We start from the raw sequence: 25,044 nt of genomic DNA on the forward strand, positions 1-25,044 counted from the left end.
CGACTCAAGCCTTTTTGGCAGCAGCCTTGGCCTTGACGCTGCGCTGGCGCTGCGCTTCGAACAGGCAGACACCGGTTGCAACAGAAACGTTGAGACTGCTGACGCTGCCGGCCATCGGCAGGTTGACCAGGTAGTCGCAATGCTCGCGGGTCAGGCGACGCATGCCTTTTCCTTCGGCTCCCATGATCAGGATGGTCGGGCCGGTCAGATCCTGGTCATACAGGCTGACCTCAGCTTCACCGGCCGTACCGACAACCCACAAGCCGCGCTGCTGGAGTTTTTCCAGGGTGCGCGCCAGGTTGGTCACGGCAACCAGCGGAATCACTTCCGCTGCACCGCAGGCGATTTTTCGTACAACCGGAGTCAGGGTTGCCGACTTGTCCTTCGGTACGATCACTGCCAGCGCGCCCGCCGCATCGGCCGAACGCAGGCAGGCACCGAGGTTATGCGGATCGGTCACGCCGTCGAGCACCAGCAACAATGGCGCGCCGTCAGTACGATCGAGCAACTCGTCGAGCATCGCCTCGCCCCACACCTGACTCGGGCTCACTTCCGCGACCACACCCTGGTGCACGCCTTCAACCCAAGCGTCCATTTCACGGCGCTCGGCCTGGCCGACCTGGACCCGGTTTTCATTGGCCAACTCAATCAGCGTCTGGACACGAGGGTCATTGCGGCCTTCGGCCAGCCAGATCTGCTTGACGCGTTTGGGGTGATGACGCAGCAACGCTTCGACAGCGTGTACGCCATAAATCTTTTCCAACTGACTCATGACTTGGCCTTAGGTTTACGCGCCCCGCCACTCTTGGCTGGAGCCGAGCCCGCTTTTGGCGGGCCTTTACGGTGCTTGCTCGGTTTGGCTGGTTTGCCGCCGACAGCCTTGTCAGGCGCCGACCGGCTGGTCTTTCCCCCAGACGCCGCTTTACCGCCGCTTTTCGCGCCGGCGAGCAACGCCTGCTTCATTTCACGACTCTTGCGCACTTCAGCGTTTTTCGCTGCTGCATCGCTTGGGCGATAAGCCTCGGCGGCCTTTTCCTTGGCAGGACGACGACCGGTTTTTGCCGGTGCCGGCTCTGCTGCGGTTTTAGCTGCCGGTGCTGCGGTTTCGGCGCCGCGTTTTTTGCGGCCGATTGGCGCGCTGATGGTCTTTTCAGCCATCTCGAAGTCGATCTTGCGTTCGTCGAGGTCGACGCGCATGACCCGCACTTCCACGGTGTCACCCAGACGGAAGCTGCGCCCGGTACGCTCACCGGCCAGGCGGTGGTGTACTGGGTCGAAGTGGTAGTAATCGCCCGGCAGCGCGGTGACATGCACCAGGCCTTCGACGTAGATGTCGGTCAGCTCGACGAACAAGCCAAAACCGGTCACCGCGGTAATCACCCCCGGGAACGACTCGCCCACGCGATCTTTCATGAACTCGCACTTGAGCCAGTTCACCACGTCACGGGTCGCTTCGTCAGCACGGCGCTCGCTCATCGAGCATTGCTCGCCGAGTTGCTCCAGGGCCGCTTCGTCGTACGGATAGATACGCGCCTTCGGGATGGTCATCGCACCGGCACGGCGAACGTGCGGGGTGTCCTGTTTCGAATGGATGACGCTGCGGATCGCCCGATGCGTGAGCAAGTCCGGGTAACGGCGGATCGGCGAGGTGAAGTGCGTGTAAGCCTCGTAATTCAGGCCGAAGTGGCCCTGGTTATCGGCGCTGTACACCGCCTGGCTCAACGAGCGCAGCATCACGGTCTGGATCAGATGGAAATCCGGACGATCCTTGATACCGGCCAGCAGTGCCTGATAGTCCTTCGGCGACGGGCCATCCTTGCCTTTGTGCAGGGACAGGCCGAGTTCGCCGAGGAAGGCACGCAGTTTTTCCAGACGCTCCGGTGGCGGGCCATCGTGCACGCGATACAGCGCAGGAATTTCGTGCTTTTTCAGGAATTCGGCGGTGGCCACGTTGGCCGCCAGCATGCATTCTTCGATCAGCTTGTGAGCATCGTTGCGCACGGTCGGGCGAATTTCCGCGATCTTGCGCTCGGTACCGAAGATGATCCGGGTTTCCTGGGTTTCGAAGTCGATCGCACCACGCACATGACGCGCAGCCAGCAGCACCTTGTACAGCGAGTACAGTTGCTTGAGGTGCGGCACGACGTCGGTGTATTCGCCACGCAGCTTGCGTGCTTCGGTGGCTTTCGGCGTTTCCAGCATGGCGCTGACCTTGTTGTAGGTCAGGCGGGCATGGGAGTGAATCACCGCTTCGTAGAAGCAGTAATCGGTCATTTCGCCGGATTTGGAGATGGTCATCTCGCAAACCATGGCCAGGCGGTCAACCTGCGGATTGAGCGAGCACAGACCGTTGGACAACTGCTCGGGCAGCATCGGGATCACGCGCTCGGGGAAGTACACCGAGTTACCGCGAACCTGGGCTTCGTTGTCCAGCGCGGAGCCGAGCTTGACGTAGCTGGAGACGTCGGCGATGGCCACGTACAACTTCCAGCCGCCAGAGAACAGGCGCAGCTTGCCTGGACGGGCTTCGCAGTAGACGGCGTCATCGAAGTCGCGGGCATCTTCGCCGTCGATGGTGACGAACGGCAGATGGCGCAGGTCGATGCGTTTCTCTTTGTCTTTCTCTTCGACTTCCGGCTTGAGCTTGCCGGCTTCCTTGAGTACAGCTTCAGGCCAGACGTGAGGAATGTCATACGTACGCAGGGCGACATCGATTTCCATGCCCGGCGCCATGTAGTTACCCACGACTTCGACCACGTCGCCTTGCGGCTGGAAGCGTGGCGTCGGCCAGTGGGTAATTTTCACTTCGACGAACTGACCGATCTGCGCGTTGGCATTGCGGCCCGGTGTCACCAGCACTTCCTGCTGGATCTTCGGGTTATCGGCAACCACGAAGCCGATACCGCCCTCTTCGAAGTAACGGCCGACGATGGTCTCGTGGGCACGGGATACCACCTCGACGATCATGCCTTCGCGGCGACCACGACGGTCCAGGCCGGAAACCCGCGCCAGGGCACGGTCGCCATCGAACACCAGGCGCATTTGCGCGGGGCTCATGAACAGGTCATCACTGCCGTCGTCCGGCACCAGGAAGCCGAAGCCATCGCGGTGACCGCTGATGCGGCCCAGGATCAGGTCGAGCTTGTCCACCGGCGCATAAGTGCCGCGACGGGTGTAGATGAGTTGAGCATCGCGCTCCATGGCGCGCAGGCGGCGGCGCAGGGCTTCGATCTGGTCTTCTGTGGTCAGACCAAACTCTTCGACCAGTTGCTCGCGGTTAGCAGGCGAACCCCGATCAGCAAGGTGCTGAAGGATCAGTTCGCGGCTAGGAATAGGGTTTTCGTATTTTTCCGCTTCACGAGCGGCCTCGGGATCGAGGGACTGCCAATCGGCCATTAGAGAGTTTTCACCTTGTCTATATGCGGGTTAGTTTGGCATAGGCGTAATGAAACGGGAAATTTCAGGCTCCGAGAGCCCTTCTAAAGCCCTTTATCGACACTGCAACGCTGATTTGAAGACCGCTGGCGAAATTTTTCAGGTTTTTTTGATCTCAGGGGTTTACAGTCAAAAAGACCCTCCGTATAGTGCGCGCCATCGACGACGGAGACGTTGCCGATACTGCCCAGATGGTGAAATTGGTAGACACGCCAGCTTCAGGTGCTGGTGACCGCAAGGTCGTGGAAGTTCGAGTCTTCTTCTGGGCACCAATTTCGAGCTTGAGATTAGATCAATTTCAAGGCTCACACAAAAACCCGCGAAAGCGGGTTTTTTGCATTCTGAACATCTGATTTAATAATTTTAAAATCAGGGGTTTACAGATCAAAAGACCCTCCGTATAGTGCGCCACATCAACAGCGGCAACGCTGAAGATGAATGCCCAGATGGTGAAATTGGTAGACACGCCAGCTTCAGGTGCTGGTGACCTTACGGTCGTGGAAGTTCGAGTCTTCTTCTGGGCACCAATTCAAATTCAAGGTTTCGGCCTTGAGTTTCACAGAAACCCGCGAAAGCGGGTTTTTGCGTTTCCGGGGTTCATCTGTGGCATCACCCCTCTTTTGTTTGCGCCGGATAAGCCAGATGCCAAGGCATCAGCGCTGCCGACATCGCCTTCGCGAGCAAGCCCGCCCCCCCCCCCACATTTAATCGTATTGCACTCGACTCAATGTGGGGGCGGGCTTGCTCGCGAAGGCGTCAGGTCGGGCAAGAGATAATCTAAGCCCGGAACTGCCCCAGGCTCGCTTTCAACTGCGCTGCCAGCCCATCCAGCACCTTGCCACTGGCCGTCGTCTCCACAACAGCCTTGGCAGCCTTCTCGGCCTGCGCATGAATGGTCTCGACCCGGCCACGTACCGCTTGAGCGCCCTGCGCCTGGTGCGCGGCAGCCTGGGTCGCCAGGCCGATTGCCGCGTGCACCTGCTCGACCGACGCCTGCACCGACTGCTGCAACCGCGAACTGTCTCGCAACACCAGCAAACCTTCGTTGGCCTGACGCCCGGCCTGACCGATCGCCGCAACCGCCTCACGCGCGCCCTGCTGCAAGGCAACGATGTGCGCCTGGATATCGCCGGTGGAGCTTTGCGTCTTGCTCGCCAGTGCCCGCACCTCATCAGCTACCACCGCAAACCCGCGCCCGGTCTCGCCAGCCCGCGCCGCCTCGATGGCCGCGTTGAGCGCCAGCAGATTGGTCTGCTCGGCAATTCCGTGGATCACCGTGAGCACCACCTCGATTTGCTGACTTTGCTGCGCCAGGCGTTCGATGACCTGCGCACCGGTATTGACCTGGCCGGCGAGCTCCTCGATCAGACTGCCGACTTTCGCCGAGGTCCGGGTGTTTTCGTCGGTAGCCTGACGAATTTCCACGACCTGCTTCAACGCCGCCTGCATGGCATGACTTTCCGATTGCGCCTCATCGGCCATTTGCGACAAGGCACGCAAACTTTCCGCCACCTCATCACGCTGCATGCCTGCCGCAGCATCAGCACCGGCGTTGCGCAACGTCATGGCGCCGATTTCAACCCCGGTGCGCTGGGCCACATCGCCCGCCTCGCGCACGATCGGCTGCAGCTTATCCACAAAACGATTGACCGCCGAGGCCATGTCGCCAATCTCGTCCTTGCTGCTGATTTTTACTCGCTTGGTCAGATCCCCCTCGCCCGCCGCCAGGTCATCCATGGCGACAATCAGCATTTTCAGGCGGTTGACCACTCGCCGCCCGAGCACCACAGCCAGCAACAGCAAGACCCCAAAGCCCACCACCGCCAGGCACACACCGATGCGCCAGCGCAAGGTGGCCGCAGCTTCCTGCACCGTGCTGGTGGTGTTGGCTTTCATTTCGGCCGCCGTGGACTGCGCCGACTGCAGGCGCGCCCCCATGGCCGCCGCACTGTCAGCCGCCGCGCCTTTGAGGCTGTCACCAACCAGTTGATCACTGCTGGCGATCAGCGCCGAGAAACGCTTGTCCAGGGCTGCAACATCAGCCTCCACCGAAGCCTTCGAGACGCCCATCAACACCTTGCCGATTTCCACACCGTTCGGGCTGATCGAAGCCTCGATGTAGAACACCGACGGATCGCTCTTCGCCGCGTCCAGCACCTTATCCAGCGCCCGCTCGCCCTGGCCTTTTTCCAGCAATACCTTGTTGATCGGGTTTTCGCGATTCAGATAGCGCGTCAAATGCTGGCCGGTAGCATCGTCATACACCACGAACAACACATTGGGATTGCGCTGGGCGCGACGAGCGAATTCGGACAAGGTCGGGACATCGTTATCCCACATGGCCCGGGGTGCGACCGATGCCAAAAGCTGCGCCATATCATTGGCAGATTCCTTCAGGGCGTTTTCCAGAGTCGAACGCAATTGCGCCTGCTCTTGCTGCAATCGCGCGGACAAACCGGCGGTGAGGCGCTGACGGGTACTGGCGGAGAGACTGTCCAGACTTGACGTGACTTCACGCCCGGCCTGCTCCAGCTCACTGGCAAGCTTTTGACTGTCGGCACCCAGCCGAGCCCCCAGATCGGCTTCCAGAGCGGTCACTGTGCTCCGGGTCAGGGCAACAGCCACCAGCACCTGCACCAAAAGGGCGATACCGAGAGTAACGAACACTGGCCGCAAGAGACGGCTTTGTAACAGTGAGAGAACGGCAGACACTTAAAACCCCTCTGCTGGGCGCCATTAAATTGATGGCGCGCTGGAAGCGATGCAATAAGCAACGATTACAGCAAAGGTCATGCCGTCCTACAGGCATATACGACAAAGGCCCCGATTAAGGGGCCTTTGTTTGTTACATCAACAGCTTATCAAGCAAACGGATGACGCAGAACGATGGTTTCGTTGCGATCCGGGCCCGTCGAAATAATGTCGATCGGCGCGCCGATCAGCTCTTCGACGCGCTTGATGTAAGCACGAGCGTTAGCAGGCAGCTCTTCCAGGGTTTTGGCACCCACGGTCGACTCGGTCCAGCCCGGCACTTCTTCGTACACGGGCTGCAGGCCCACGTAGCTGTCAGCATCAGTCGGGGCAACGGCGTTGCCTTGTGCATCTTTGTAGCCGACGCAGATGTTGATGGTTTCCAGACCGTCGAGTACGTCCAGCTTGGTCAGGCAGATGCCCGAGATGCTGTTCACATCGATAGCGCGACGCAGGATAACGGCGTCGAACCAGCCGCAACGGCGAGCACGACCGGTAGTCGCCCCGAACTCGTGACCCTGCTTGGCCAAATGCGCACCGACTTCGTCGAACAGCTCAGTCGGGAATGGACCCGAACCTACACGCGTGGTGTAAGCCTTGGTGATGCCCAGGATGTAGTCCAGGAACATCGGGCCAACACCCGAACCGGTAGCAACGCCGCCGGCGGTGGTATTGGAACTGGTCACGTACGGGTAGGTACCGTGGTCGATGTCCAGCAACGAACCCTGGGCACCTTCGAACATGATGTCTTTGCCAGCGCGACGCAGGTCGTGCAGCTCGGCAGTCACGTCCAGCATCAGCGGCTTGAGCAGCTCAGCATATTCCTTGCACTCAGCCAGGGTCTTGTCGAATTCGATGGCTTGCTCTTTGTAGTAACCCACCAGCATGAAGTTGTGGTAATCCACCAGTTCACGCAGTTTGTCTTCAAAGCGCGGCATGTTGAGCAGGTCGCCAACACGCAGGCCGCGACGTGCAACCTTGTCTTCGTAAGCCGGGCCAATGCCGCGACCGGTGGTACCGATCTTCAGCTCGCCACGAGCCTTTTCACGGGCCTGGTCCAGCGCAACGTGGAAGGACAGGATCAGCGGGCAGGACGGGCTGATACGCAGGCGCTCACGCACCGGTACGCCTTTCTCTTCCAGCTTGATGATTTCCCGCAGCAGAGCGTCTGGTGCAACCACCACGCCGTTGCCGATCAGGCACTGCACGCCTTCGCGCAGTACGCCCGACGGGATCAGGTGCAAGACGGTTTTCTCGCCGTCGATCACCAGGGTGTGGCCTGCGTTGTGGCCGCCCTGGTAGCGCACTACGGCGGCAGCATGTTCGGTCAGCAGATCAACGATCTTGCCTTTGCCCTCATCACCCCATTGGGTGCCCAGGACTACGACATTCTTACCCATAACACTTGTCCTCATTCGCGCAAACTTGGTGCCGGCGGCAGCCGGCGGGAAAACTCAAGAAGCCAGTGGCGATACTTGCCAAAGCCCGTTCTGCTGAATCAATTGCCGGTCGCAGTCCGCTTCACGGGCGGCGGCCAAAGGTTGCCCAGGCAAAGCCTGAACGACACGCTGACCCTCACTGCGCAACTGGCAAACCTGCTGCCAGAGTGCCGCATCCGTACTGTCAGGCATCCAGATACCGCCAGACGGTAGCTCGATCTCAGCACGCCCCAGGGTCACCAGGGTTTTCAAATCGGTAGAGAAGCCCGTTGCCGGACGGGCGCGACCGAAGTCGGCGCCGATATCGTCGTAACGACCACCTTGGGCGATCGACTGGCCGACACCCGGCACAAACACGGCGAATACAACACCGGTGTGGTAGTGGTAGCCGCGCAGCTCACCCAGGTCGAAGTACAGCGGCAGCTGCGGGAAACGCACGGACAGACGCTCGGCAATTGCCAGCAAATCGTCCAGCGCCGCCAGTACCGGCGCCGGCGCATTGGCCAGGCGCTCGCGCGCGGCTGTCAGCACTTCCCGACCGCCACACAGATCAACCAGGGCGCGCAACATGCCCGACAAATCGGCAGGCAGGCTTTCGGTCAAGGTAATGACTTCGTCGATAGCCTTGCGTTGCAGGGCATCGAACAACTGCTGTTCAACCTCACCGGACAAACCGGCAGCGCGGGCCAGGCCGCGGTAGATGCCAACATGTCCCAGATCCATGTGCACGTCCGGCACATCGGCCAGTTGCAGCATGGCCAGCATCAGGCTGATGACTTCGACGTCACTGCTCGGACTGCCATCGCCGTACAGCTCGGCTCCCAGCTGGATCGGGCTGCGCGAGGACGACAGGGCTCGCGGCTGGGCATGCAGCACGCTGCCGGCATAGCACAGGCGGCTCGGGCCTTCGCGACGCAAGGTATGCGCATCGATCCGCGCCACTTGCGGCGTAATGTCGGCACGGAAACCCATCTGCCGGCCCGATTGCGGGTCGATGACCTTGAAGGTGCGTAAATCCAGGTCCTGGCCCGCGCCGGTCAGCAGGGATTCCAGGTACTCGATATGGGGAGTCACGACAAACTCGTAACCCCAGCTCTGGAACAGATCCAACACCTGACGACGCGCAACTTCAATGCGCGCCGCCTCCGGTGGCAGTACTTCTTCGATGCCATCTGGCAGAAGCCAGCGGTCTACCGTTGCCATTACGCCTTCCCCTATCTCCGGGCGACCAGCCTGTCGGCGAGCCTTGAGTGAAGCAGAAAATGGTCGGTTTGCGCACAAACCACGCGCATGAGCGACGGAGCGAAAAGCCCTTCTACCGGCTTCGCCAACCACTTTCCTCGAAAAACTGTCGAGCCAATCGGCCCGGCATCTGCTTAAAAAAACAATCAAACATGCAGACGCAAAAAAGCCGGGAATTTCCCGGCTGCCGCATCATACACACGTTTTCCCAAAGGATCACCCCGCCAGAGGTTTTAGCCGCCCGGCGGGATGATTCAGGTCAACGTCGTATCAAGGCTTGGCTTTTTCCAGGTAATGGAAGAAGTCACTGCTTGGGTCGAGGACCATGACGTCGGATTTGTTCGCGAAGCTTTCACGGTAAGCGCGCAGGCTACGGTAGAACGCGTAGAACTCCTGGTCCTGACCGTAGGCCTTGGAGTAGATCGCAGCAGCCTGGGCATCGCCGTCACCGCGAACCTCTTCGGATTCACGATAGGCTTCAGCCAGCAGCACGCGGCGCTGACGATCGGCGTCGGCACGGATGCCTTCGGCCAGCTCGTTACCCTTGGCGCGGTGCTCGCGAGCTTCACGCTCACGCTCGGTGCTCATACGTTCGAACACGCTGCGATTCACTTCTTTGGGCAGGTCGATGGTCTTGACCCGAACATCGACCACTTCGATGCCCAGCTCTTTCTCGGCCATCTTGTTCAGCGAAGCCGTAATGTCCGCCATCAGCGCATCACGTTCACCCGACACCACTTCGTGCAGGGTGCGCTTACCGAACTGGTCACGCAGACCCGATTCCAGACGACGGGACAGACGCTCGTCGGCGATCTGCTTGAGGCCGGAAGTCGCGGTGTAGAAACGCTCAGCGTCCTTCACGCGCCACTTGGCGTAGGCATCGACCATCACGGCTTTCTTTTCCAGCGTCAGGAAGCGTTGCGTCGGTGCATCCAGCGTCATCAGACGTGCGTCAAATTTACGCACCTGGTTAACGTAAGGCACTTTCACATGCAGGCCTGGCTGAACATCGGTCTGGACCACGCGACCGAACTGCAGCAACACCGCACGCTCGGTCTGAGCCACGATGTAGAAGCAGTTCCAGGCAGCGATCGCCACGACGACGCCGACAATAAGGGCGATCAGCGATTTATTGCTCATCAGCGACTCTCCCTGGTACGTGCTTGCTGTTGCTGCAGATCGGCTGCCGCACGCGCATTCGCTTCATTGCTGGTGGCTGCCGCACTGCTCACCGGGGTGCTGGTGTTGCGACCACTCTCGACCATCTTGTCCAGTGGCAAGTACAGCAGATTGCTCTGGCCGTTCTTGTTGCCGGTCACGAGAACCTTGCTGGTGTTGCTGAAGACTTCCTGCATGGTGTCCAGGTACAGACGCTGGCGGGTGACTTCAGGGGCCTTGCGGTACTCGGCGACCAGCTTGGTGAAGCGGTCGGCCTCACCCTTGGCGCGCGAGACGGTTTCGTCACGGTAGCCATTGGCATCCTCGAGGATGCGCTGGGCCTGACCACGGGCTTCCGGCACGACGCCGTTGGCATAGGTTTCAGCCTGGTTGCGCGAACGCTGCTCGTCTTCACGGGCGCGGATCACGTCATCGAAGGCTTCCTGAACTTCACGCGGTGCTGCTGCGCTCTGCACGTTGACCTGGGTAACGGTGATACCGGTGCGATAGGTATCCATGAAGCGTTGCAGACGCTCCTTGATTTCGCTGGCCATCAATTCACGACCTTCGGTCAACACCTGGTCCATCGCGGTGGAACCCACCACATGGCGCAAGGCGCTGTCGGTCGCGTGCTGCAGGCTGACTTCCGGCTGATCGACGCTCAGCACGAAGTCCTGCAGGTTGCTGATCTTGTACTGCACGGTCAGCGGCACTTCGACGATGTTTTCGTCTTCAGTCAGCATCTGGCCCTGCTTGGTGTAGGCACGCTCACGCGTGACGTTCTCCATGTACTTCTTGTCGATCGGCGGGAAGTAGATATTCAGGCCCGGGCCAACGGTTTCGTAGTACTTGCCGAAGCGCAGCACCACGGCCTGCTCCTGCTCGTCGACTACATAGACCGCGCTGTACAGCCATACGGCCGCCAACACGACCAGGCCGATACCGAGCAGGCCGCCAAAGCCGCCACTCTTGCCCGGACCACCGCCGTCGTCACCACCACGTTTTTTACCACCACCGAACAACCCGTTCAGGCTTTCCTGCAGCTTTCGGAAGGCCTCGTCGAGATCCGGTGGTCCCTTGCGGTCGCCGTTGTTACGACGCTTGCCACCCCAAGGGTCCTGATTATTCGAGTTGCCACCCGGCTCATTCCAAGCCATAGCGCTCTCCATCTGATAAAGCAAAGACGCACCCACGGCGCGCCGACCAATGCTACAGAATGCCTGTCACCACGACACAACCGCTTTCTCAGGCTTTTATTGCAAAGTGTGTTGCTCGATGAATTCCATCGGCTGCAATCCTTCGCGGCTTACCAGTCGATTCAACTCGACCCGGGGCAAACGAACGGCAAGCAAACTGATGCCTTCTTCGTCGTGTTCTTCTTTTTGCACCGCACCGAGTTCGAAAAACTGCGCACGCAGTCGAGCGAATCGTTGCGGCAAGCGCAAGGTACCGATGAACAAATCACTGCCAAGCAACTCGGCAATGGCTTGTTCAAGCAATTCCAGACCCGTGCCATCACGCGCCGACAGCCAGACCCGCTGGGGCTTGCCGTTTTCGTCGCGCTGGATTTGCGGTTCAACGCCTTCAAGCAAATCGAGTTTGTTATAGACCTCGAGGATCGGCAAGTCCTGGGCACCAATCTCGCCCAGCACCACCATAACCTGCTCGATCTGCAACATGCGATCGGGTTCGGCCGCATCGATCACGTGCAACAACAGGTCGGAGTTGCTCGACTCTTCGAGAGTAGACCGAAATGCCTCGACCAGCTTGTGCGGCAAGTGGCGAATGAACCCTACAGTGTCCGCCAGGACAATCGGCCCCAAATCGTCCAGTTCCAGACGGCGCAGGGTCGGGTCCAGCGTGGCAAACAACTGGTCAGCCGCGTACACGTCGGATTTCGTCACGTTATTGAAAAGCGTGGATTTGCCGGCGTTGGTATACCCCACCAGGGACACGGTAGGGATATCCGCACGGGAGCGGCCGCGTCGCGACTGTTCGCGCTGACTGCGCACCTTCTCCAGCCGACCCTTGATCTGACGCAGGCGAACCCGTAGCAAACGGCGGTCGGTTTCGAGCTGGGTTTCACCCGGGCCACGCATGCCGATACCGCCACCCTGGCGTTCAAGGTGAGTCCAGCCCCGAACCAGCCGGGTGCTCATGTGGTCAAGCTGGGCCAGTTCTACCTGGAGCTTGCCCTCATGGGTACGGGCGCGCTGGGCGAAAATATCGAGAATCAGACCGGTACGGTCGATCACGCGACACTCGAAAACACGTTCGAGGTTACGTTCCTGACTGGGCGTGAGGATGTGATTGAAAATCACCAGATCGGCCTCTTCGGCCTTGACCAGGTCGCGCAGCTCCTCGACCTTGCCGCTGCCGATCAGGAATTTGGCGGTTGGCCGATGACGCGGCACGTTAAAAAACGCAACGGTCTCGGCGCCAGCCGAATTAGCCAACTCCTGAAACTCCTGCGGATCTTCGCGCGCCTCAGGGTCCTGTCCATCCAAGTGAACGAGAATGACTCGCTCACCACCACCGTGGCGCTCAAAGAACAAAGGAGACTCCTATCAGGCGTTACCTGGCTCAGCGTCACCAGCTTCGGATTCGGTTGCGCTTGGCAGACGAATTGGACGAACCGGTACCACTGTAGAGATAGCGTGCTTGTAGACCATCTGGCTTACGGTGTTTTTCAGCAGGATAACGAACTGGTCGAAGGACTCGATCGTGCCTTGCAGTTTGATACCGTTGACCAGGTAGATGGAAACCCCAACTTTCTCTTTACGTAAAGTATTCAAGTAAGGGTCTTGTAGCGAATGCCCTTTTGACATGTGCCGCACTCCTTTAAGGATTCAATATAAAAAATAGGTATTCAGATGGCTTTGGCCGCCCCACCCCCAAGGATAGACGGCAATTGCGAAGACTCAGCTCAATATGGAGATGGTCCCCAAGTATTTCAAGGCGCGTGGCAGATTGTCGCAATCGAGGCTGTCCAGCCAGTGTAAATCAGCCCAACTGCGCAGCCAGGTGAACTGACGCTTTGCCAACTGGCGCGTGGCGATGATTCCACGCTCCTGCATCTCGGCTTGTGTCAGCTTGCCATCCAGGTAATCCCAGACTTGTCGGTAGCCTACTGCACGTATAGACGGCAACCCGGCATGCAGGTCACTTCGCTTACGCAGGGCTACGACCTCGTCAATGAATCCCTGTTCCAACATTAAAGTGAATCTTTGTTTAATTCGCTCATGCAGTACCTGGCGATTTGCCGGGGCAATCGCCAAGTTTGCGACAGTATAGGGCAATTGTTGCCGTCCCGAAGCGGCTGCTTCAGTACTTTGCACAGATTGTTGCAATCTCAGGGCAGTCATGCTTTGACCGCTGACACGATAAACTTCCAGCGCTCGACTAAGACGCTGCGGATCGTTCGGATGAATACGCGCCGCAGACTCCGGGTCTATTTGCCCAAGCTGTTCGTGCAAGGCCTGCCAGCCAAGGCGTGCAGCCTCTTCCTCAATCTGCGCGCGAACCTCGGGATCAGCCGCCGGCATATCGGCCAGGCCTTCGACCAGAGCCTTGTAATAGAGCATTGTGCCGCCCACCAGCAGCGGTATTTTGCCGCGAGCCGTGATATCAGCCATGGCTTGCAGGGCGTCACGGCGAAAATCGGCAGCCGAGTAGCTCTCGGCCGGGTCAAGAATATCAATCAGGCGATGCGGATATTGCGCCAGAAGCTCTTTCGAAGGTTTGGCCGTACCGATATCCATACCCCGGTAGACCAGTGCGGAATCGACACTGATCAACTCGCAAGGCAGGACCTTGGTGAGTTCGATGGCCAGGTCGGTCTTGCCGGCGGCGGTCGGGCCCATCAGGAAAATTGCAGGGGGAAACTGGCTCATCAACGACCGCGCAAAAACAGTTTGTCCAGATCGTCCAGCCCCAGTTGGGTCCAGGTCGGTCGGCCATGGTTGCATTGACCGCTGCGCTCGGTGTTTTCCATGTCACGCAGCAGACCGTTCATTTCCGGTAAGGCCAACCGTCGATTCGCCCGAACCGCGCCATGACAGGCCATGGTCCCGAGTAGTTCGTTCAGATGCGCCTGGATGCGATCACTGGTGCCGTATTCCATCAGGTCGGCCAATACATCACCGACCAGGCGGTTGGCTTCCGCCTGCTTGAGCAAGGCTGGAATCTGCCTGATGGCCAGGGTTTCCGGGCCAAGGCGCTGCAATTCGAAACCCAGGCGCCGAAACCAGGCGACGTGCTCTTCGGCGCAATCGGCCTCACGCTGGCTGACCGCCAGCGACTCAGGCACCAGCAGCGGTTGACCGCTCAGGCCTTCGCTGGCCATGGCGATTTTCAGGCGCTCGTACATGATCCGCTCGTGGGCGGCGTGCATGTCCACCAGCACCAACCCCTGAGCGTTTTCGGAAAGAATATAGATACCCTTCAGTTGCGCCAGCGCATAACCCAGCGGCGGGATATCACCCTGCCCATCCGGTAGCGCCATGGCGTTGGCCTCAGGCAGCGGCGCGAAGAACTCGCGATACGCAGCCTGCGCTTCCGCTGCCGGCACAGCGGCCTGCGGGCGTGGCGAATATTGATACTGATAACCCGCGCCAGCGCCAGAACCGGCCGGAGCATTGAACGATGGCTGCGCCTGGGGCTGCTCCAGCAGCGCATTGGCCGCCAGGCGCATTTCGCCCTGGGGACCGAACTCACCCGCTTCGATACCGCTAGGTCGGACGACTGCGGTCACGACCGGAGCTGCCAGTTGATCATCCGGACGCACATCACCCAAGGCGCGATGCAGGGTGCCATAAAGAAAATCGTGGACCATGCGCCCATCACGGAAGCGAACTTCGTGCTTGGTCGGATGCACGTTGACGTCGACGCCCGCCGGATCGACTTCGAAAAACAGCACGAAAGTCGGGTGCCGGCCGTTGAACAGCACGTCGCGGTAGGCCTGGCGCACCGCATGAGCCACCAGTTTGTCACGCACGGCACGGCCGTTGACGAAGAAATACTGCAAATCCGCCTGACTGCGGTTGAAGGTGGGCAACCCGACCCAACCCCACAGGTGCAGGCCATTGCGCTCGATTTCGATCGGCAGCGCCTGCTCCAGGAACCCCGGGCCGCAGATCGCCGCTACTCGTCGGGCGCGGGCCGCATCATCGTGGGCCTCGTGCAGGCTGAGAATGGTCTTGCCGTTGTGGCGCAGATGAAACGCCACGTCGAACCGCGCAAGCGCCAGGCGCCTGATCACTTCCTGCAGGTGATCGAATTCGGTTTTTTCGGTCTTGAGAAACTTGCGCCGCGCCGGGGTATTGAAGAACAGATCGCGTACTTCAACCGAGGTGCCGACTGGGTGGGCGGCTGGCTGTACCCGGGGCGCCATGTCACGCCCTTCGGTTTCGACCTGCCAGGCCTGGTCGGCGTCGCGGGTGCGGGATGTCAGGGTCAGGCGCGCCACGGAACTGATCGAGGCCAGGGCCTCACCACGAAAACCCAGGCTCATGACCTGCTCGAGGTCTTCCAGATTGCGAATCTTGCTGGTGGCGTGACGGGCCAGGGCCAGCGGCAGGTCATCGGCAGAAATGCCGCTGCCATCGTCACGCACCCGCAGCAGTTTGACACCACCTTGCTCGACATCGACATCGATACGCCGGGCACCGGAATCGAGGCTATTTTCCAACAGTTCCTTGATCACCGATGCCGGGCGTTCGACCACCTCACCGGCAGCAATCTGGTTCGCCAGCCGTGGACTGAGCAGCTCGATGCGAGCACTGTTGCTGATGACCTGATTCATTCCTTGGCCGCCAGCTCGTTACCCGGAATAGTCAGGTGCTGACCGACCTTGAGCTCGTCACTCGGCAGCTTGTTGGCACTACGCAGGGACGCCGCAGACACTTGATAACGCACAGCGATCATCGCCAGCGTTTCGCCCGGGCTTACCCGATGGTCACGCGGCCCTTGGGCGATCTTGCCGGAGTCGCGCAGCCAGGCAATATAAGTACCCGGTGGTGGATTTTGCTGGAAGAACTGGCGCACACCACTGCTGATCGAGCGAGCCAGCGCCTGCTGGTGATTTGCCGCTGACAGCTTGGATGCCTCGTTGGCATTGGAGATAAACCCGGTTTCCACGAGGATCGACGGAATATCCGGAGACTTCAACACCATGAACCCTGCCTGTTCAACCCGTTGCTTGTGCAGTGGCGTTACCCGGCCAATATTGGTCAATACCTTTTGTCCAACGTTCAGGCTGGACGTCAGGGACGCCGTCATCGACAGGTCAAGCAGCACGCCGGCAAGCATGCGGTCCTTGTCATCGAGGCTGACGTTGCCGGCACCACCGATCAGGTCGGAGCGGTTTTCGCTGTCGGCCAGCCAGCGGGCCGTCTCCGACGTCGCGCCGCGATCAGACAAGGCAAACACAGACGCACCAAAGGCCGCAGCCGAAGGCGCCGCGTCGGCGTGAATCGAAACGAACAGGTCGGCACCCTTCTTGCGGGCGATCTCGGTTCGGCCGCGCAATGGAATGAAGTAGTCACCGGTACGGGTCAATTCGGCGCGGAAGCCTTTCATGCCGTTGACCTGACGCTGCAGCTCGCGGGCGATGGCCAATACCACGTCTTTTTCGCGCTGACCGCGCGAGCCCGAGGCACCCGGGTCTTCGCCACCGTGACCGGCGTCGATCACCACAATGATGTCGCGCTTGCCAGCTGGGGCGGGAGGCAGCTTGATCGCTGGTTCCACAGGTGTAACCGGCACCGCCGGCACCGTGGCAACGGATGGAGTCGGTGCTGGCGGCGGCGCGGCATCGGACGGGTTATCGAACAGATCGACCACCAGCCGGTTGCCATACTGGGCATTCGGCGCCAGGGAGAAGCTTTTCGGAGTAACGGCCTTTTTCAGGTCGATGACCACGCGCAGGTCGGTCGGCGTGCGTTGGGCCGAGCGCATGGCGGTGATTGGAGTATTCGAGGTATTGACGTTCAGCGGCGCAGCGAGGGTCGCGCCGTTGATGTCGATGACCAGGCGATCCGGTGCGGTAAGGGTAAAAACGCTGTGCTGCACGGGACCGGTCAGGTCAAACACCAGTCGTGTGTTGTCCGGTGCACGCCACAGACGAACACTGTTGACCTTCGAATCGGCCACAGCGTCGACGGTCACCGCCAAAAACACCATCCCTACGGCAGCCACCAACGCGCGAAAGCGCATACCTAACCCCATCATCTATTTGGATTCCAACGCCAAGGCGGCACACCAGGCCTCGCCGCGCGAGCCCTGGGATAAAATTTTCAGCGAACGCCCGCTGTCATGCGGGCTAATGGTAATGGTCAGGTCGGGCTTTGGCAAAAAGCCCGCACCTTTATCCGGCCATTCGATCAGGCACAGGGCATCATCTTCGAAATAGTCGCGAATGCCCAGGTACTCAAGCTCTTCCGGATCGACCAGGCGGTACAAGTCGAAATGGAAAGCGCGTACTTCACCGATTTCGTAGGGCTCGACCAGGGTAAACGTCGGACTTTTCACCGCCCCGACATGACCCAGGCCCCGGATGATACCCCGGGACAGCGTGGTTTTCCCCGCGCCAAGATTCCCCTCAAGAAAAATCAGGCCATGACCTTGGGTAGTTTGGGCGATGCGTGCGCCAAAGTCGCTCATGGCCTGCTCATCGGCCAGGTACAGGGTTACTTCAGACACGGTGCATGCTCCTCCAACAACTGACGAATGGCTGGAATCAGATCACTGGCCGCCAACCCACGGCCGAATTTACCTTGTTGCGCGCCGGCATTGGCGTGCAACCACACACCCAGGCAGGCCGCATCGAATGCCGTCATGCCTTGGGCCAGCAGCGCGCCGACCAGGCCGGCCAGCACATCACCGAGACCCGCAGTGGCCATGGCCGGATGCCCCTGATGACAAAGCGCCAGTCGCCCGTCGGGATGGGCGACCAGACTGCCCGCGCCCTTCAAAACCACGACCGCTGTGTATTTTTTGCTCAGTGCATGGGCCGCTGCCGGACGATCCGCCTGAACCTCGGCGGTGCTTATCCCGAGCAACCGGGCGGCCTCCCCCGGATGCGGGGTGATTACGCAATCCCCGGGCAGAGTTGCACGCTCTTCGGCCAACAGGTTCAGCGCGTCGGCATCCCACACTTGTGGCAGGGCCGCATCGGATGCCGCCGACAGCAGACTGCGCCCCCAGCCGGCCCGGCCTAATCCCGGACCGACGACCAACACGGACACTTTTTGTAGCAATTCCATCAACTGATTGGCTGAAGAGGTTCCCAGCACCATCGCCTCGGGAATTCTGGCCAGCGCAGCAGGGACATGTTCGGCGCGGGTCGCCACGGACACCATGCCGGCGCCACTGCGTAGTGCGCTTTGCGCGCTGAGCAGGATAGCGCCTCCCAGACCGTGGTCGCCGCCAATCAGCAATACATGACCGAATTTTCCCTTGTGCGAAGCCGGTGCTCGTGAGGCCAGCCGCGGCAGGTTACCGGGCATCAGTCGGCGAGCGCTGACCGGCGCCCCCGCAAGCATCTGCGGATCCGCGTGCAAATCATTGAATACCAGCTCGCCGACCACGTCCGCTGCTTCACCGGTGAACAATCCCAGCTTCAATCCAATGAAGGTCACCGTCAGGTCGGCACTCACGGCACGACCAAGGATGCGCCCCGTATCCGCGCACAACCCTGACGGAATATCCACCGCCGCAACCGGCAGTGCGCTGGCATTGATCGCGGCGATGGCGCCGGCATACGGTTCACGCACGTCACCGCTCAGACCGGTGCCAAGCAAAGCATCCAGCACAATGCCGCGCAATCCGGTTTGTGCCGTCCAGGGTTCGATGACCACGTTTTCGGACACTGCCTCGGCATGGGCCAACGCCGCGTCGCCCTGCAAGCGCTGCGAATCCCCCACCGCCAGCACCCGCACCGCCCATCCGGCACGCTGGGCCAACACGGCCACCAGATACCCGTCCCCGGCGTTATTGCCATGTCCGGCCAACACGCACAGTTCATTCGCTGTCGGCCATTGCCGCACCAGCGCCCGCCACGTCGCTCGGGCCGCGCGCTGCATTAATTCGAAGCCCGGTGTGCCGGCCGCGATCAGGCTCGCATCGAGCCCTCGCACTTGCGCGGCGCTGTACAGCGCGTCGGGTAATTCATCTTTAGTGTGCGGCATGCGTCTTCAGGCTCCGATGTCTGGCAGAATTATACGCACCTCAGCTCCGGTTTCTCTTGTCTCATGCCTGCTATTACCACAGATCTGCCCGCCCTCGCCCAATCCATCAAGGACTGGGGGCGCGAGCTGGGCTTTCAGCAAGTCGGCATCAGCGGCCTCGACCTGGCCGAGCATGAGCAGCACCTGGAGCACTGGCTCGAAGCCGGCTACCACGGCGAAATGGAGTACATGGGCGCCCACGGCAGCAAACGCTCGCATCCCGAAGAGCTGGTGCCGGGCACGCTGCGCGTGGTGTCCCTGCGCATGGACTACCTGTCGGGCGACACGCAAATGGCGAAAATGCTCGCCCAACCGGAAAAAGCCTACGTCTCGCGCTACGCCCTGGGCCGCGATTACCACAAGTTGATCCGCAAACGCGTGCAGCAACTGGCTGAAAAAATTCAGGCCCAGATCGGCCCGTTCGGGTTCCGTGCTTTCGTCGACAGCGCGCCCGTGCTGGAAAAAGCCATCGCCGAGCAGGCGGGCCTTGGCTGGATCGGCAAAAACACCCTGGTGTTGAATCGCAAGGCCGGCAGTTATTTCTTCCTGGCAGAGCTGTTCGTCGATTTGCCGCTGCCGGTGGATCCGCCCCACGCCGGCGAACATTGCGGCCGCTGCACGGCCTGCCTCGATATCTGCCCGACCAATGCTTTCGTGGGCCCCTATGTGCTGGACGCCCGACGCTGTATTTCCTACCTGACCATCGAACTCAAAGGCGCCATCCCCGAAGATCTGCGACCGCTGATCGGCAACCGGGTGTTCGGTTGCGATGATTGCCAGATTGTCTGCCCATGGAACCGCTTTGCCCGCCCCTCCGGCGAAAGCGACTTCAAGCCGCGGCACAACCTGGACAACGCCGAGCTGGCCGACTTGTTCATGTGGGACGAGGACAAGTTCCTCAGCAACACCGAAGGCTCGCCGCTACGCCGGGCGGGCTATCACAGCTGGCTGCGCAACCTGGCGGTCGGGCTGGGCAATGCGCCTTCGACCATTCCAGTGCTCGAAGCGCTGAAGGCTCGCAGGGAATACCCCTCGGAGTTGGTGCGCGAACACGTCGAGTGGGCCCTGAAACAACACGGACTCCTGTAGGAGCGAGCCTGCTCGCGAAAAACCCGAGAGCGCCGCGGGCATTCAGGATGCCCGCGTTATCGTTGACGTCCATCGCGAGCAGGCTCGCTCCTACAGAGGACCGCGTTCAGGCTTCGTCGTTATAGACGAACTTGGGCATTTCCCAGTGAAAACGGATAGCCAGCAACCGCAGCAGGAAACCGCCGAACAGGGTAATCAGGATCGACTGCTCGCTGGGCAATTGCAGGTAGATGCACAGCATGTAGCACCACGCCGCGGCAAACGAGACGCTGGCGTAAAGCTCGCGACGGAAGATCAGCGGGATGTCGTTGCAGAAAATATCCCGCAGGATGCCGCCAAACACACCAGTGATCACGCCGCTGACCGATGCCACCAACATCCCATGGCCCATTTCCAGAGCAGTCATGCAGCCAATCAGGGTAAATGCCACCAGGCCGACGGCATCGAGCACCAGAAACAACGAGCGCAGGTGGCGCATCCAGCGCGCCGTAAACACCGTGATCATTGCCGCGGCCGAGGTCAGCACCAGGTATTCGGGGTGTTTGACCCAGGTCAGCGGATAGTGCCCGAGCAATACGTCGCGCACCGAACCGCCCCCCAGCGCTGTGATACAAGCGATCAGCACCACGCCAAACCAGTCCATGCCGCGCCGGCCGGCAGACAGGGCGCCGGTCATGGCTTCGGCGGTGATGGCGATCAGGTAGAGCATCAGCAGCATGGTGGCGGTCCTTGCACAAAAGGCGCGCAGTCTACTCACTTCAACAAGGCACCAAAAGAGTGCTCCATAGAAAGCACTGCTCCCTGTGGAGAGGGGGTTGCCCGCGCAGGCCCGCGAAGCGGCCCCAAAACCAAGCCAAAGTGTTTTGTCAGTTAGTCCGCGCCGGCCGATTTACGGGGGCAAGCCCCCTCGCCACAAAGGCGCCGCCCAATCAGAACTTGATGAAATGCTTGCGGTAGTGCTGCAGCTCGGCGATCGATTCGCGGATGTCGTCAAGCGCCAGGTGGGTGCTGCCCTTCTTGAAGCTGTCGCGAACGTCCGGTGCCCAGCGCGCGGCGAGCTCCTTGAGGGTCGACACGTCGAGGTTGCGGTAGTGGAAATAGCTTTCCAGAGATTTCATGTGGGTATAAAGGAAGCGACGGTCCTGGCAGATACTGTTGCCGCAGATCGGTGACTTGCCCTTCGGCACCCACTGTTCCAGGAAGCCAATGGTTTGCGCTTCGGCTTCGGCCATGCTGATGCGGCTGTCGCGAACGCGCTGGGTGAGCCCTGAGCCACCGTGTTGACGGGTGTTCCACTCGTCCATGCCCGCAAGGATGGCGTCGCTGTGATGGATCGCGATCACCGGACCTTCAGCCAGGGTGTTCAGGTCACTGTCGGTGACGATGGTGGCCATCTCGATGATGACGTCGGTATCAGGGTTCAGACCGGTCATTTCCAGGTCGATCCAGATAAGGTTCTGCGAGTTTTGCATGTGTCGGCTCCCAAGTAATGCTGCGCAGTTTAGCCTAGGCCGGTGGCCGGGCGTGCTAAACTCGCCGCCGCTTTACCTAATCGCTGCATTCTTGATACGGAACACCCATGGCCAAACGCCAACTCAATCGTCGTCAAAACTGGCGCATCGAAAAGATTCAGGGCGAACGCGCTGCCCGCGCCGCCAAACGCGAGTCCTCGGCTGTCGAGGCACTCGAGGGCGGCGATCTAGGCCCGGAACAGCACGGCCTGGTGATCGCGCACTTCGGTGTGCAGGTCGAAGTCGAGGCTCGCGACGGTGAACTGGCCGGCCAGGTGTTCCGCTGCCACCTGCGCGCCAACCTGCCGGCGCTGGTGACTGGCGACCAGGTGGTCTGGCGTGCCGGCAACCAGGGCATCGGCGTGATCGTCGCGCAACTGCCGCGCAACACCGAGCTGTGTCGCCCGGACAGCCGTGGCCAGCTCAAGCCGGTAGCGGCCAACGTCGACATGATCGTAATCGTGTTTGCACCGCTGCCCGAGCCCCATGCGAACCTGATCGACCGTTATCTGGTGGCCGCCGAGCATGCGGGCATCAAGCCACTGCTGCTGCTCAACAAGTTCGACCTGATCGACGAACACAACGCACCGGCCCTGAACGCCCTGCTCGCGGTTTACCGCACCCTCGGTTACCCGGTGCTGGAAGTGTCGGCACACCATGGCAACGGCATGGAGCAGCTGCAGAAACAACTGGACGGGCGCATCAGCGTGTTCGTCGGCCAGTCCGGTGTCGGCAAGTCCTCGCTGGTCAACAGTCTGCTGCCCAACGTCGAGACCCGCGTCGGGCCGTTGTCCGAACTGTCCGGCCAGGGCACCCACACCACCACCACCGCGCGATTGTTCCATTTCCCCGGCGGCGGTGAACTGATCGACTCCCCGGGCATCCGCGAATTCGGCCTGGGCCACGTCAGCCGCGCCGATGTCGAAGCCGGCTTCATCGAGTTCAACGACCTGCTCGGCACCTGCCGCTTCCGCGACTGCAAGCACGACCGCGAACCCGGTTGCGCCCTGCTCAAGGCCCTGGAAGATGGCCGCGTGCAGCAACAACGCATGAACAGCTACCGCTCGATCATCGCCAGCTTGCCGGAAAACGGCTACTAAACAGACGCGCCCACCGCTCCGATGCCAACGGGGTGGTGGGTGGCGGCCCTGCCCCGAAACAAAATCCCGCCGTTTTAAACGTCAGACCTTTCTGTAAGGCATTCGCACGCCTGCTTGTAGGGCATTTCTCTTTAAGCGCCGAGCCCTTGTAGCCGCTCACCAATCACCTAAGTTCAAGCCCTCTTCGCACTCCGGCGACACAGAGGGACACCTATGCAAACCTACCATTTGTTCATCAGCCATTCGTGGAGCTACCCCCAAGCCCACGACAATCTCGTGCGTCTGCTCAACGCCAGGCCCGGTTTCATGTACAAGAATTTTTCGGTGCCAACGGACAACCCGATCGTGGGCGCCAAAACCGACAAACAGCTTGAGGAGGCCATCGAAAACAAGATCCGTGCATGCTCGGCGGTGCTGATCATGGCCGGCATGTATTCCACGTACAGCAAGTGGATCAACAAGGAAATCGAGATCGCCAAGCGCATGGGCAAGGTGATCATCGCGATCAAGCCGTTCGGTGCCGAGCGAATTTCCACTGTGGTGCGTAACGCGGCCCATGCCGAGTGCGCGTGGAACACCAACAGCATCATCAGCGCGATTCGCCAGCATACGGCGGTGTAACCATGCGCAAGGGACTGTTTATCGGCATCAACGACTACACCCACGTTTCGCGCCTGAGCGGCTGCAGTAATGACGCCATGGCCATGGCTTCCGTGCTCAAGACTGACGCCAACGGCGATCCGAACTTCAAGAACATCGTTCTGACCTCCGCCGAGGATTACCTGAGCCGGGAAAAGCTCGAAGACCAGATTCGCGATTTGTTTTCCGGCGACTGTAACGTCGCGCTGCTGTACTTCGCCGGCCACGGCAGCTTCGATAGCGATACCGACGAAGGCATGTTGATCCCTCAGGATTACAGGAACCCCAAGGACGGGATTCGCATCAGCGACATTCTCAACTGGGCGACCAAGGCGACCAGGATCAAAAACAAGGTGATCATTCTCGACTGTTGCCAGAGCGGCTCGGCCGGCGAGTTGCGCGCCTTGCGCAGCGAGGGCAGCGTGGTCGGTGAAGGCATGACCATCCTCACCGCCTGCAAAAAGGAAGAACCGGCGATGGAAGGCGCGCAGCACGGTGTGTTCACCGGATTGTTGCTCCAGGCCCTGCACGGCGGCGCTGCGAACATCCTGGGCAAGATCACGCCTGGCAGCCTGTATTCGTTTGTCGACAATGCCCTCGACGCCTGGGAGCAGCGTCCGGTGTTCAAGACCAACGTCTCGCAGTTCATTTCGCTGCGCGAAGTGTCACCGCTGATCCCCAAGGAAATCCTGCGCAAACTCCCCGAATGGTTTGCCGAAGCGGAGTCGGTGTACCCCCTCGCCCCCAGCTTTGAGCCCACCGAGCCAGAGTTCAACCCGGAGCACGGTGAGGTCTTCGCCCAGCTGCAAAAGTGCAACCGCCACAGTCTCATCGAACCGGTGGACGCCGAGCATATGTACTACGCCGCCATCCATTCCACCGGCTGCCGGCTCACCGCCCTCGGCGCCTATTACCGCGAACTCGCCATCAAGGGACATTTCTGATGCCAGTCTTTATCAGCTACCGCCACATGGATCGCGCCCATGCGATCAACATCAATAACCGCCTGATGCAGGCCAACATCAAGACCTACCTCGACGTGCTGGACCCGGAGTCACAGACCACCGACGACATCACCGGCGTGATTACCCGCAACATCAGTGAATGCACGCACTTGCTGGCAGTGGTCTCGGATAAAACCGCCCTGTCCTGGTGGGTGCCGTTCGAAATCGGCGAGGCGACCATCACCAATCGACGCATCTGCTCGTTCAAGACCGGCCCGGCAGAACTGCCGTTATACCTCGACAAGTGGCCGAAACTTACCCACGAGAAAGACATCGAGTTTTTCATTGATGCCTATCGCAGCGAAGCGATACTCAAGCGTTCGATGTCCCTGGAGTCTATAAACGGCAGCGAGTCCATGCGCAGCGCCAACAGGAGCAATGCCGACCGCTTCCACAGCGACCTCAAATCCAGAATTAACCGGGGTTTCTGAGGTAGCGCCGACAAAAAA

The 25,044-nt window shown here is 60.4% G+C and carries 21 protein-coding genes and 2 tRNA genes; 7 read left to right on the forward strand and 16 right to left on the reverse strand.

Annotated features, from left to right (window positions below):
• Positions 1-4 precede the first annotated feature (4 nt).
• Both rlmB and rnr read right to left on the reverse strand, forming a co-directional pair.
• Positions 5-772 (reverse strand): 23S rRNA (guanosine(2251)-2'-O)-methyltransferase RlmB, encoded by a 768-nt coding sequence (gene rlmB / locus AC07OG_RS02795; protein ID WP_060542750.1) that lies wholly within the window; start codon positions 770-772, stop codon positions 5-7.
• Entirely contained in the window at positions 769-3,396 is a 2,628-nt protein-coding gene (gene rnr, locus AC07OG_RS02800; protein ID WP_060542749.1) for a ribonuclease R, read from the reverse strand. The genes rlmB and rnr overlap by 4 nt, the downstream gene beginning before the upstream one ends.
• Positions 3,397-3,620: 224 nt before the next feature.
• Here rnr and AC07OG_RS02805 point away from each other — a divergent pair.
• Positions 3,621-3,707: transfer RNA gene (locus AC07OG_RS02805), tRNA-Leu, on the forward strand.
• 168 nt (positions 3,708-3,875) lie between these two features.
• Positions 3,876-3,962: transfer RNA gene (locus tag AC07OG_RS02810), tRNA-Leu, on the forward strand.
• 250 nt (positions 3,963-4,212) lie between these two features.
• On the opposite strand, the gene AC07OG_RS02815 is transcribed toward AC07OG_RS02810, so the two are convergent.
• The 12 genes from AC07OG_RS02815 to AC07OG_RS02870 all read right to left on the reverse strand — a co-directional run bounded on the left by AC07OG_RS02815 (position 4,213) and on the right by AC07OG_RS02870 (position 19,213).
• A complete protein-coding gene (locus AC07OG_RS02815) occupies positions 4,213-6,147 on the reverse strand; it encodes a methyl-accepting chemotaxis protein (RefSeq protein ID WP_495066165.1) in 1,935 nt (644 codons plus the stop codon).
• Positions 6,148-6,296: 149 nt separating this feature from the next.
• Positions 6,297-7,586 carry an adenylosuccinate synthase gene (locus AC07OG_RS02820; protein ID WP_495066166.1) on the reverse strand — a complete coding sequence of 430 codons (1,290 nt, stop codon included), beginning with the start codon at positions 7,584-7,586 and terminating at the stop codon, positions 6,297-6,299.
• Between the two features lie 54 nt (positions 7,587-7,640).
• Complete coding sequence (locus AC07OG_RS02825; RefSeq protein WP_060542746.1) at positions 7,641-8,828, reverse strand: ATP phosphoribosyltransferase regulatory subunit; 1,188 nt, start codon at positions 8,826-8,828, stop codon at positions 7,641-7,643.
• Positions 8,829-9,137: 309 nt separating this feature from the next.
• Positions 9,138-10,007 carry a protease modulator HflC gene (hflC, locus tag AC07OG_RS02830; protein ID WP_046039827.1) on the reverse strand — a complete coding sequence of 290 codons (870 nt, stop codon included), beginning with the start codon at positions 10,005-10,007 and terminating at the stop codon, positions 9,138-9,140.
• On the reverse strand, positions 10,007-11,182 hold the full coding sequence (hflK, locus tag AC07OG_RS02835) for an FtsH protease activity modulator HflK (RefSeq protein WP_060542745.1): 1,176 nt from the start codon (positions 11,180-11,182) through the stop codon (positions 10,007-10,009). The genes hflC and hflK overlap by 1 nt, the downstream gene beginning before the upstream one ends.
• A gap of 96 nt (positions 11,183-11,278) precedes the next feature.
• On the reverse strand, positions 11,279-12,580 hold the full coding sequence (gene hflX / locus AC07OG_RS02840) for a ribosome rescue GTPase HflX (RefSeq protein ID WP_060542744.1): 1,302 nt from the start codon (positions 12,578-12,580) through the stop codon (positions 11,279-11,281).
• Positions 12,581-12,592: 12 nt separating this feature from the next.
• On the reverse strand, positions 12,593-12,853 hold the full coding sequence (hfq, locus tag AC07OG_RS02845) for an RNA chaperone Hfq (protein WP_007902656.1): 261 nt from the start codon (positions 12,851-12,853) through the stop codon (positions 12,593-12,595).
• 93 nt (positions 12,854-12,946) lie between these two features.
• A complete protein-coding gene (miaA, locus tag AC07OG_RS02850) occupies positions 12,947-13,918 on the reverse strand; it encodes a tRNA (adenosine(37)-N6)-dimethylallyltransferase MiaA (protein ID WP_495066354.1) in 972 nt (323 codons plus the stop codon).
• Positions 13,918-15,816: a DNA mismatch repair endonuclease MutL gene (gene mutL / locus AC07OG_RS02855; protein ID WP_495066355.1), complete on the reverse strand. Its 1,899-nt coding sequence runs from the start codon at positions 15,814-15,816 to the stop codon at positions 13,918-13,920. The genes miaA and mutL overlap by 1 nt, the downstream gene beginning before the upstream one ends.
• 8 nt (positions 15,817-15,824) lie before the next feature.
• The gene (locus AC07OG_RS02860; protein WP_495066356.1) at positions 15,825-17,252 is read right to left on the reverse strand and encodes an N-acetylmuramoyl-L-alanine amidase; all 1,428 of its coding nucleotides are present in this window, start codon (positions 17,250-17,252) and stop codon (positions 15,825-15,827) included.
• 3 nt (positions 17,253-17,255) lie between these two features.
• A complete protein-coding gene (gene tsaE / locus AC07OG_RS02865; protein ID WP_495066167.1) occupies positions 17,256-17,726 on the reverse strand; it encodes a tRNA (adenosine(37)-N6)-threonylcarbamoyltransferase complex ATPase subunit type 1 TsaE in 471 nt (156 codons plus the stop codon).
• The gene (locus AC07OG_RS02870) at positions 17,714-19,213 is read right to left on the reverse strand and encodes an NAD(P)H-hydrate dehydratase (RefSeq protein WP_495066168.1); all 1,500 of its coding nucleotides are present in this window, start codon (positions 19,211-19,213) and stop codon (positions 17,714-17,716) included. Before AC07OG_RS02870 ends, tsaE begins: the two co-directional genes overlap by 13 nt.
• Before the next feature lie 63 nt (positions 19,214-19,276).
• On the opposite strand from AC07OG_RS02870, the gene queG reads away from it, so the two are divergent.
• Entirely contained in the window at positions 19,277-20,341 is a 1,065-nt protein-coding gene (queG, locus tag AC07OG_RS02875) for a tRNA epoxyqueuosine(34) reductase QueG (protein ID WP_495066169.1), read from the forward strand.
• A 106-nt stretch (positions 20,342-20,447) separates the two neighbouring features.
• Here the strand turns inward: queG and AC07OG_RS02880 are convergent, their stop codons facing one another.
• Both AC07OG_RS02880 and orn read right to left on the reverse strand, forming a co-directional pair.
• Positions 20,448-21,059: a trimeric intracellular cation channel family protein gene (locus AC07OG_RS02880; protein WP_060542737.1), complete on the reverse strand. Its 612-nt coding sequence runs from the start codon at positions 21,057-21,059 to the stop codon at positions 20,448-20,450.
• Between the two features lie 211 nt (positions 21,060-21,270).
• Positions 21,271-21,813, reverse strand: coding sequence for an oligoribonuclease (gene orn / locus AC07OG_RS02885; protein WP_495066170.1), 543 nt, complete (start codon positions 21,811-21,813; stop codon positions 21,271-21,273).
• A 107-nt stretch (positions 21,814-21,920) separates the two neighbouring features.
• Between orn and rsgA the strand changes: the two genes are divergently transcribed.
• The 4 genes from rsgA (at position 21,921) to AC07OG_RS02905 (ending at position 25,026) form a co-directional block, all read left to right on the forward strand.
• Positions 21,921-22,952, forward strand: a complete 1,032-nt coding sequence (rsgA, locus tag AC07OG_RS02890) for a small ribosomal subunit biogenesis GTPase RsgA (protein ID WP_060542735.1) — start codon at positions 21,921-21,923, stop codon at positions 22,950-22,952.
• Between the two features lie 213 nt (positions 22,953-23,165).
• Positions 23,166-23,573, forward strand: coding sequence for a TIR domain-containing protein (locus AC07OG_RS02895; protein WP_495066171.1), 408 nt, complete (start codon positions 23,166-23,168; stop codon positions 23,571-23,573).
• A 2-nt stretch (positions 23,574-23,575) separates the two neighbouring features.
• Positions 23,576-24,535: a caspase family protein gene (locus AC07OG_RS02900; RefSeq protein WP_060542733.1), complete on the forward strand. Its 960-nt coding sequence runs from the start codon at positions 23,576-23,578 to the stop codon at positions 24,533-24,535.
• Entirely contained in the window at positions 24,535-25,026 is a 492-nt protein-coding gene (locus tag AC07OG_RS02905) for a toll/interleukin-1 receptor domain-containing protein (RefSeq protein WP_060542732.1), read from the forward strand. Before AC07OG_RS02900 ends, AC07OG_RS02905 begins: the two co-directional genes overlap by 1 nt.
• The last annotated feature ends 18 nt before the right edge of the window (positions 25,027-25,044 follow it).

This window comes from Pseudomonas sp. GW821-FHT09H03 (assembly GCF_059415945.1).

Excerpts from the sequence above, each read along its gene's own strand:
- rlmB (WP_060542750.1), bottom strand. The coding sequence starts at position 772 with ATGAGTCAGTTGGAAAAGATTTATGGCGTACACGCTGTCGAAGCGTTG.
- rnr (WP_060542749.1), bottom strand. The coding sequence starts at position 3,396 with ATGGCCGATTGGCAGTCCCTCGATCCCGAGGCCGCTCGTGAAGCGGAA.
- AC07OG_RS02820 (WP_495066166.1), bottom strand. The coding sequence starts at position 7,586 with ATGGGTAAGAATGTCGTAGTCCTGGGCACCCAATGGGGTGATGAGGGC.
- AC07OG_RS02825 (WP_060542746.1), bottom strand. The coding sequence starts at position 8,828 with ATGGCAACGGTAGACCGCTGGCTTCTGCCAGATGGCATCGAAGAAGTA.
- hflC (WP_046039827.1), bottom strand. The coding sequence starts at position 10,007 with ATGAGCAATAAATCGCTGATCGCCCTTATTGTCGGCGTCGTCGTGGCG.
- hflK (WP_060542745.1), bottom strand. The coding sequence starts at position 11,182 with ATGGCTTGGAATGAGCCGGGTGGCAACTCGAATAATCAGGACCCTTGG.
- hfq (WP_007902656.1), bottom strand. The coding sequence starts at position 12,853 with ATGTCAAAAGGGCATTCGCTACAAGACCCTTACTTGAATACTTTACGT.
- miaA (WP_495066354.1), bottom strand. The coding sequence starts at position 13,918 with ATGAGCCAGTTTCCCCCTGCAATTTTCCTGATGGGCCCGACCGCCGCC.
- AC07OG_RS02860 (WP_495066356.1), bottom strand. The coding sequence starts at position 17,252 with ATGGGGTTAGGTATGCGCTTTCGCGCGTTGGTGGCTGCCGTAGGGATG.
- AC07OG_RS02870 (WP_495066168.1), bottom strand. The coding sequence starts at position 19,213 with ATGCCGCACACTAAAGATGAATTACCCGACGCGCTGTACAGCGCCGCG.
- queG (WP_495066169.1), top strand. The coding sequence starts at position 19,277 with ATGCCTGCTATTACCACAGATCTGCCCGCCCTCGCCCAATCCATCAAG.
- AC07OG_RS02880 (WP_060542737.1), bottom strand. The coding sequence starts at position 21,059 with ATGCTGCTGATGCTCTACCTGATCGCCATCACCGCCGAAGCCATGACC.
- orn (WP_495066170.1), bottom strand. The coding sequence starts at position 21,813 with ATGCAAAACTCGCAGAACCTTATCTGGATCGACCTGGAAATGACCGGT.
- rsgA (WP_060542735.1), top strand. The coding sequence starts at position 21,921 with ATGGCCAAACGCCAACTCAATCGTCGTCAAAACTGGCGCATCGAAAAG.
- AC07OG_RS02895 (WP_495066171.1), top strand. The coding sequence starts at position 23,166 with ATGCAAACCTACCATTTGTTCATCAGCCATTCGTGGAGCTACCCCCAA.
- AC07OG_RS02900 (WP_060542733.1), top strand. The coding sequence starts at position 23,576 with ATGCGCAAGGGACTGTTTATCGGCATCAACGACTACACCCACGTTTCG.
- AC07OG_RS02905 (WP_060542732.1), top strand. The coding sequence starts at position 24,535 with ATGCCAGTCTTTATCAGCTACCGCCACATGGATCGCGCCCATGCGATC.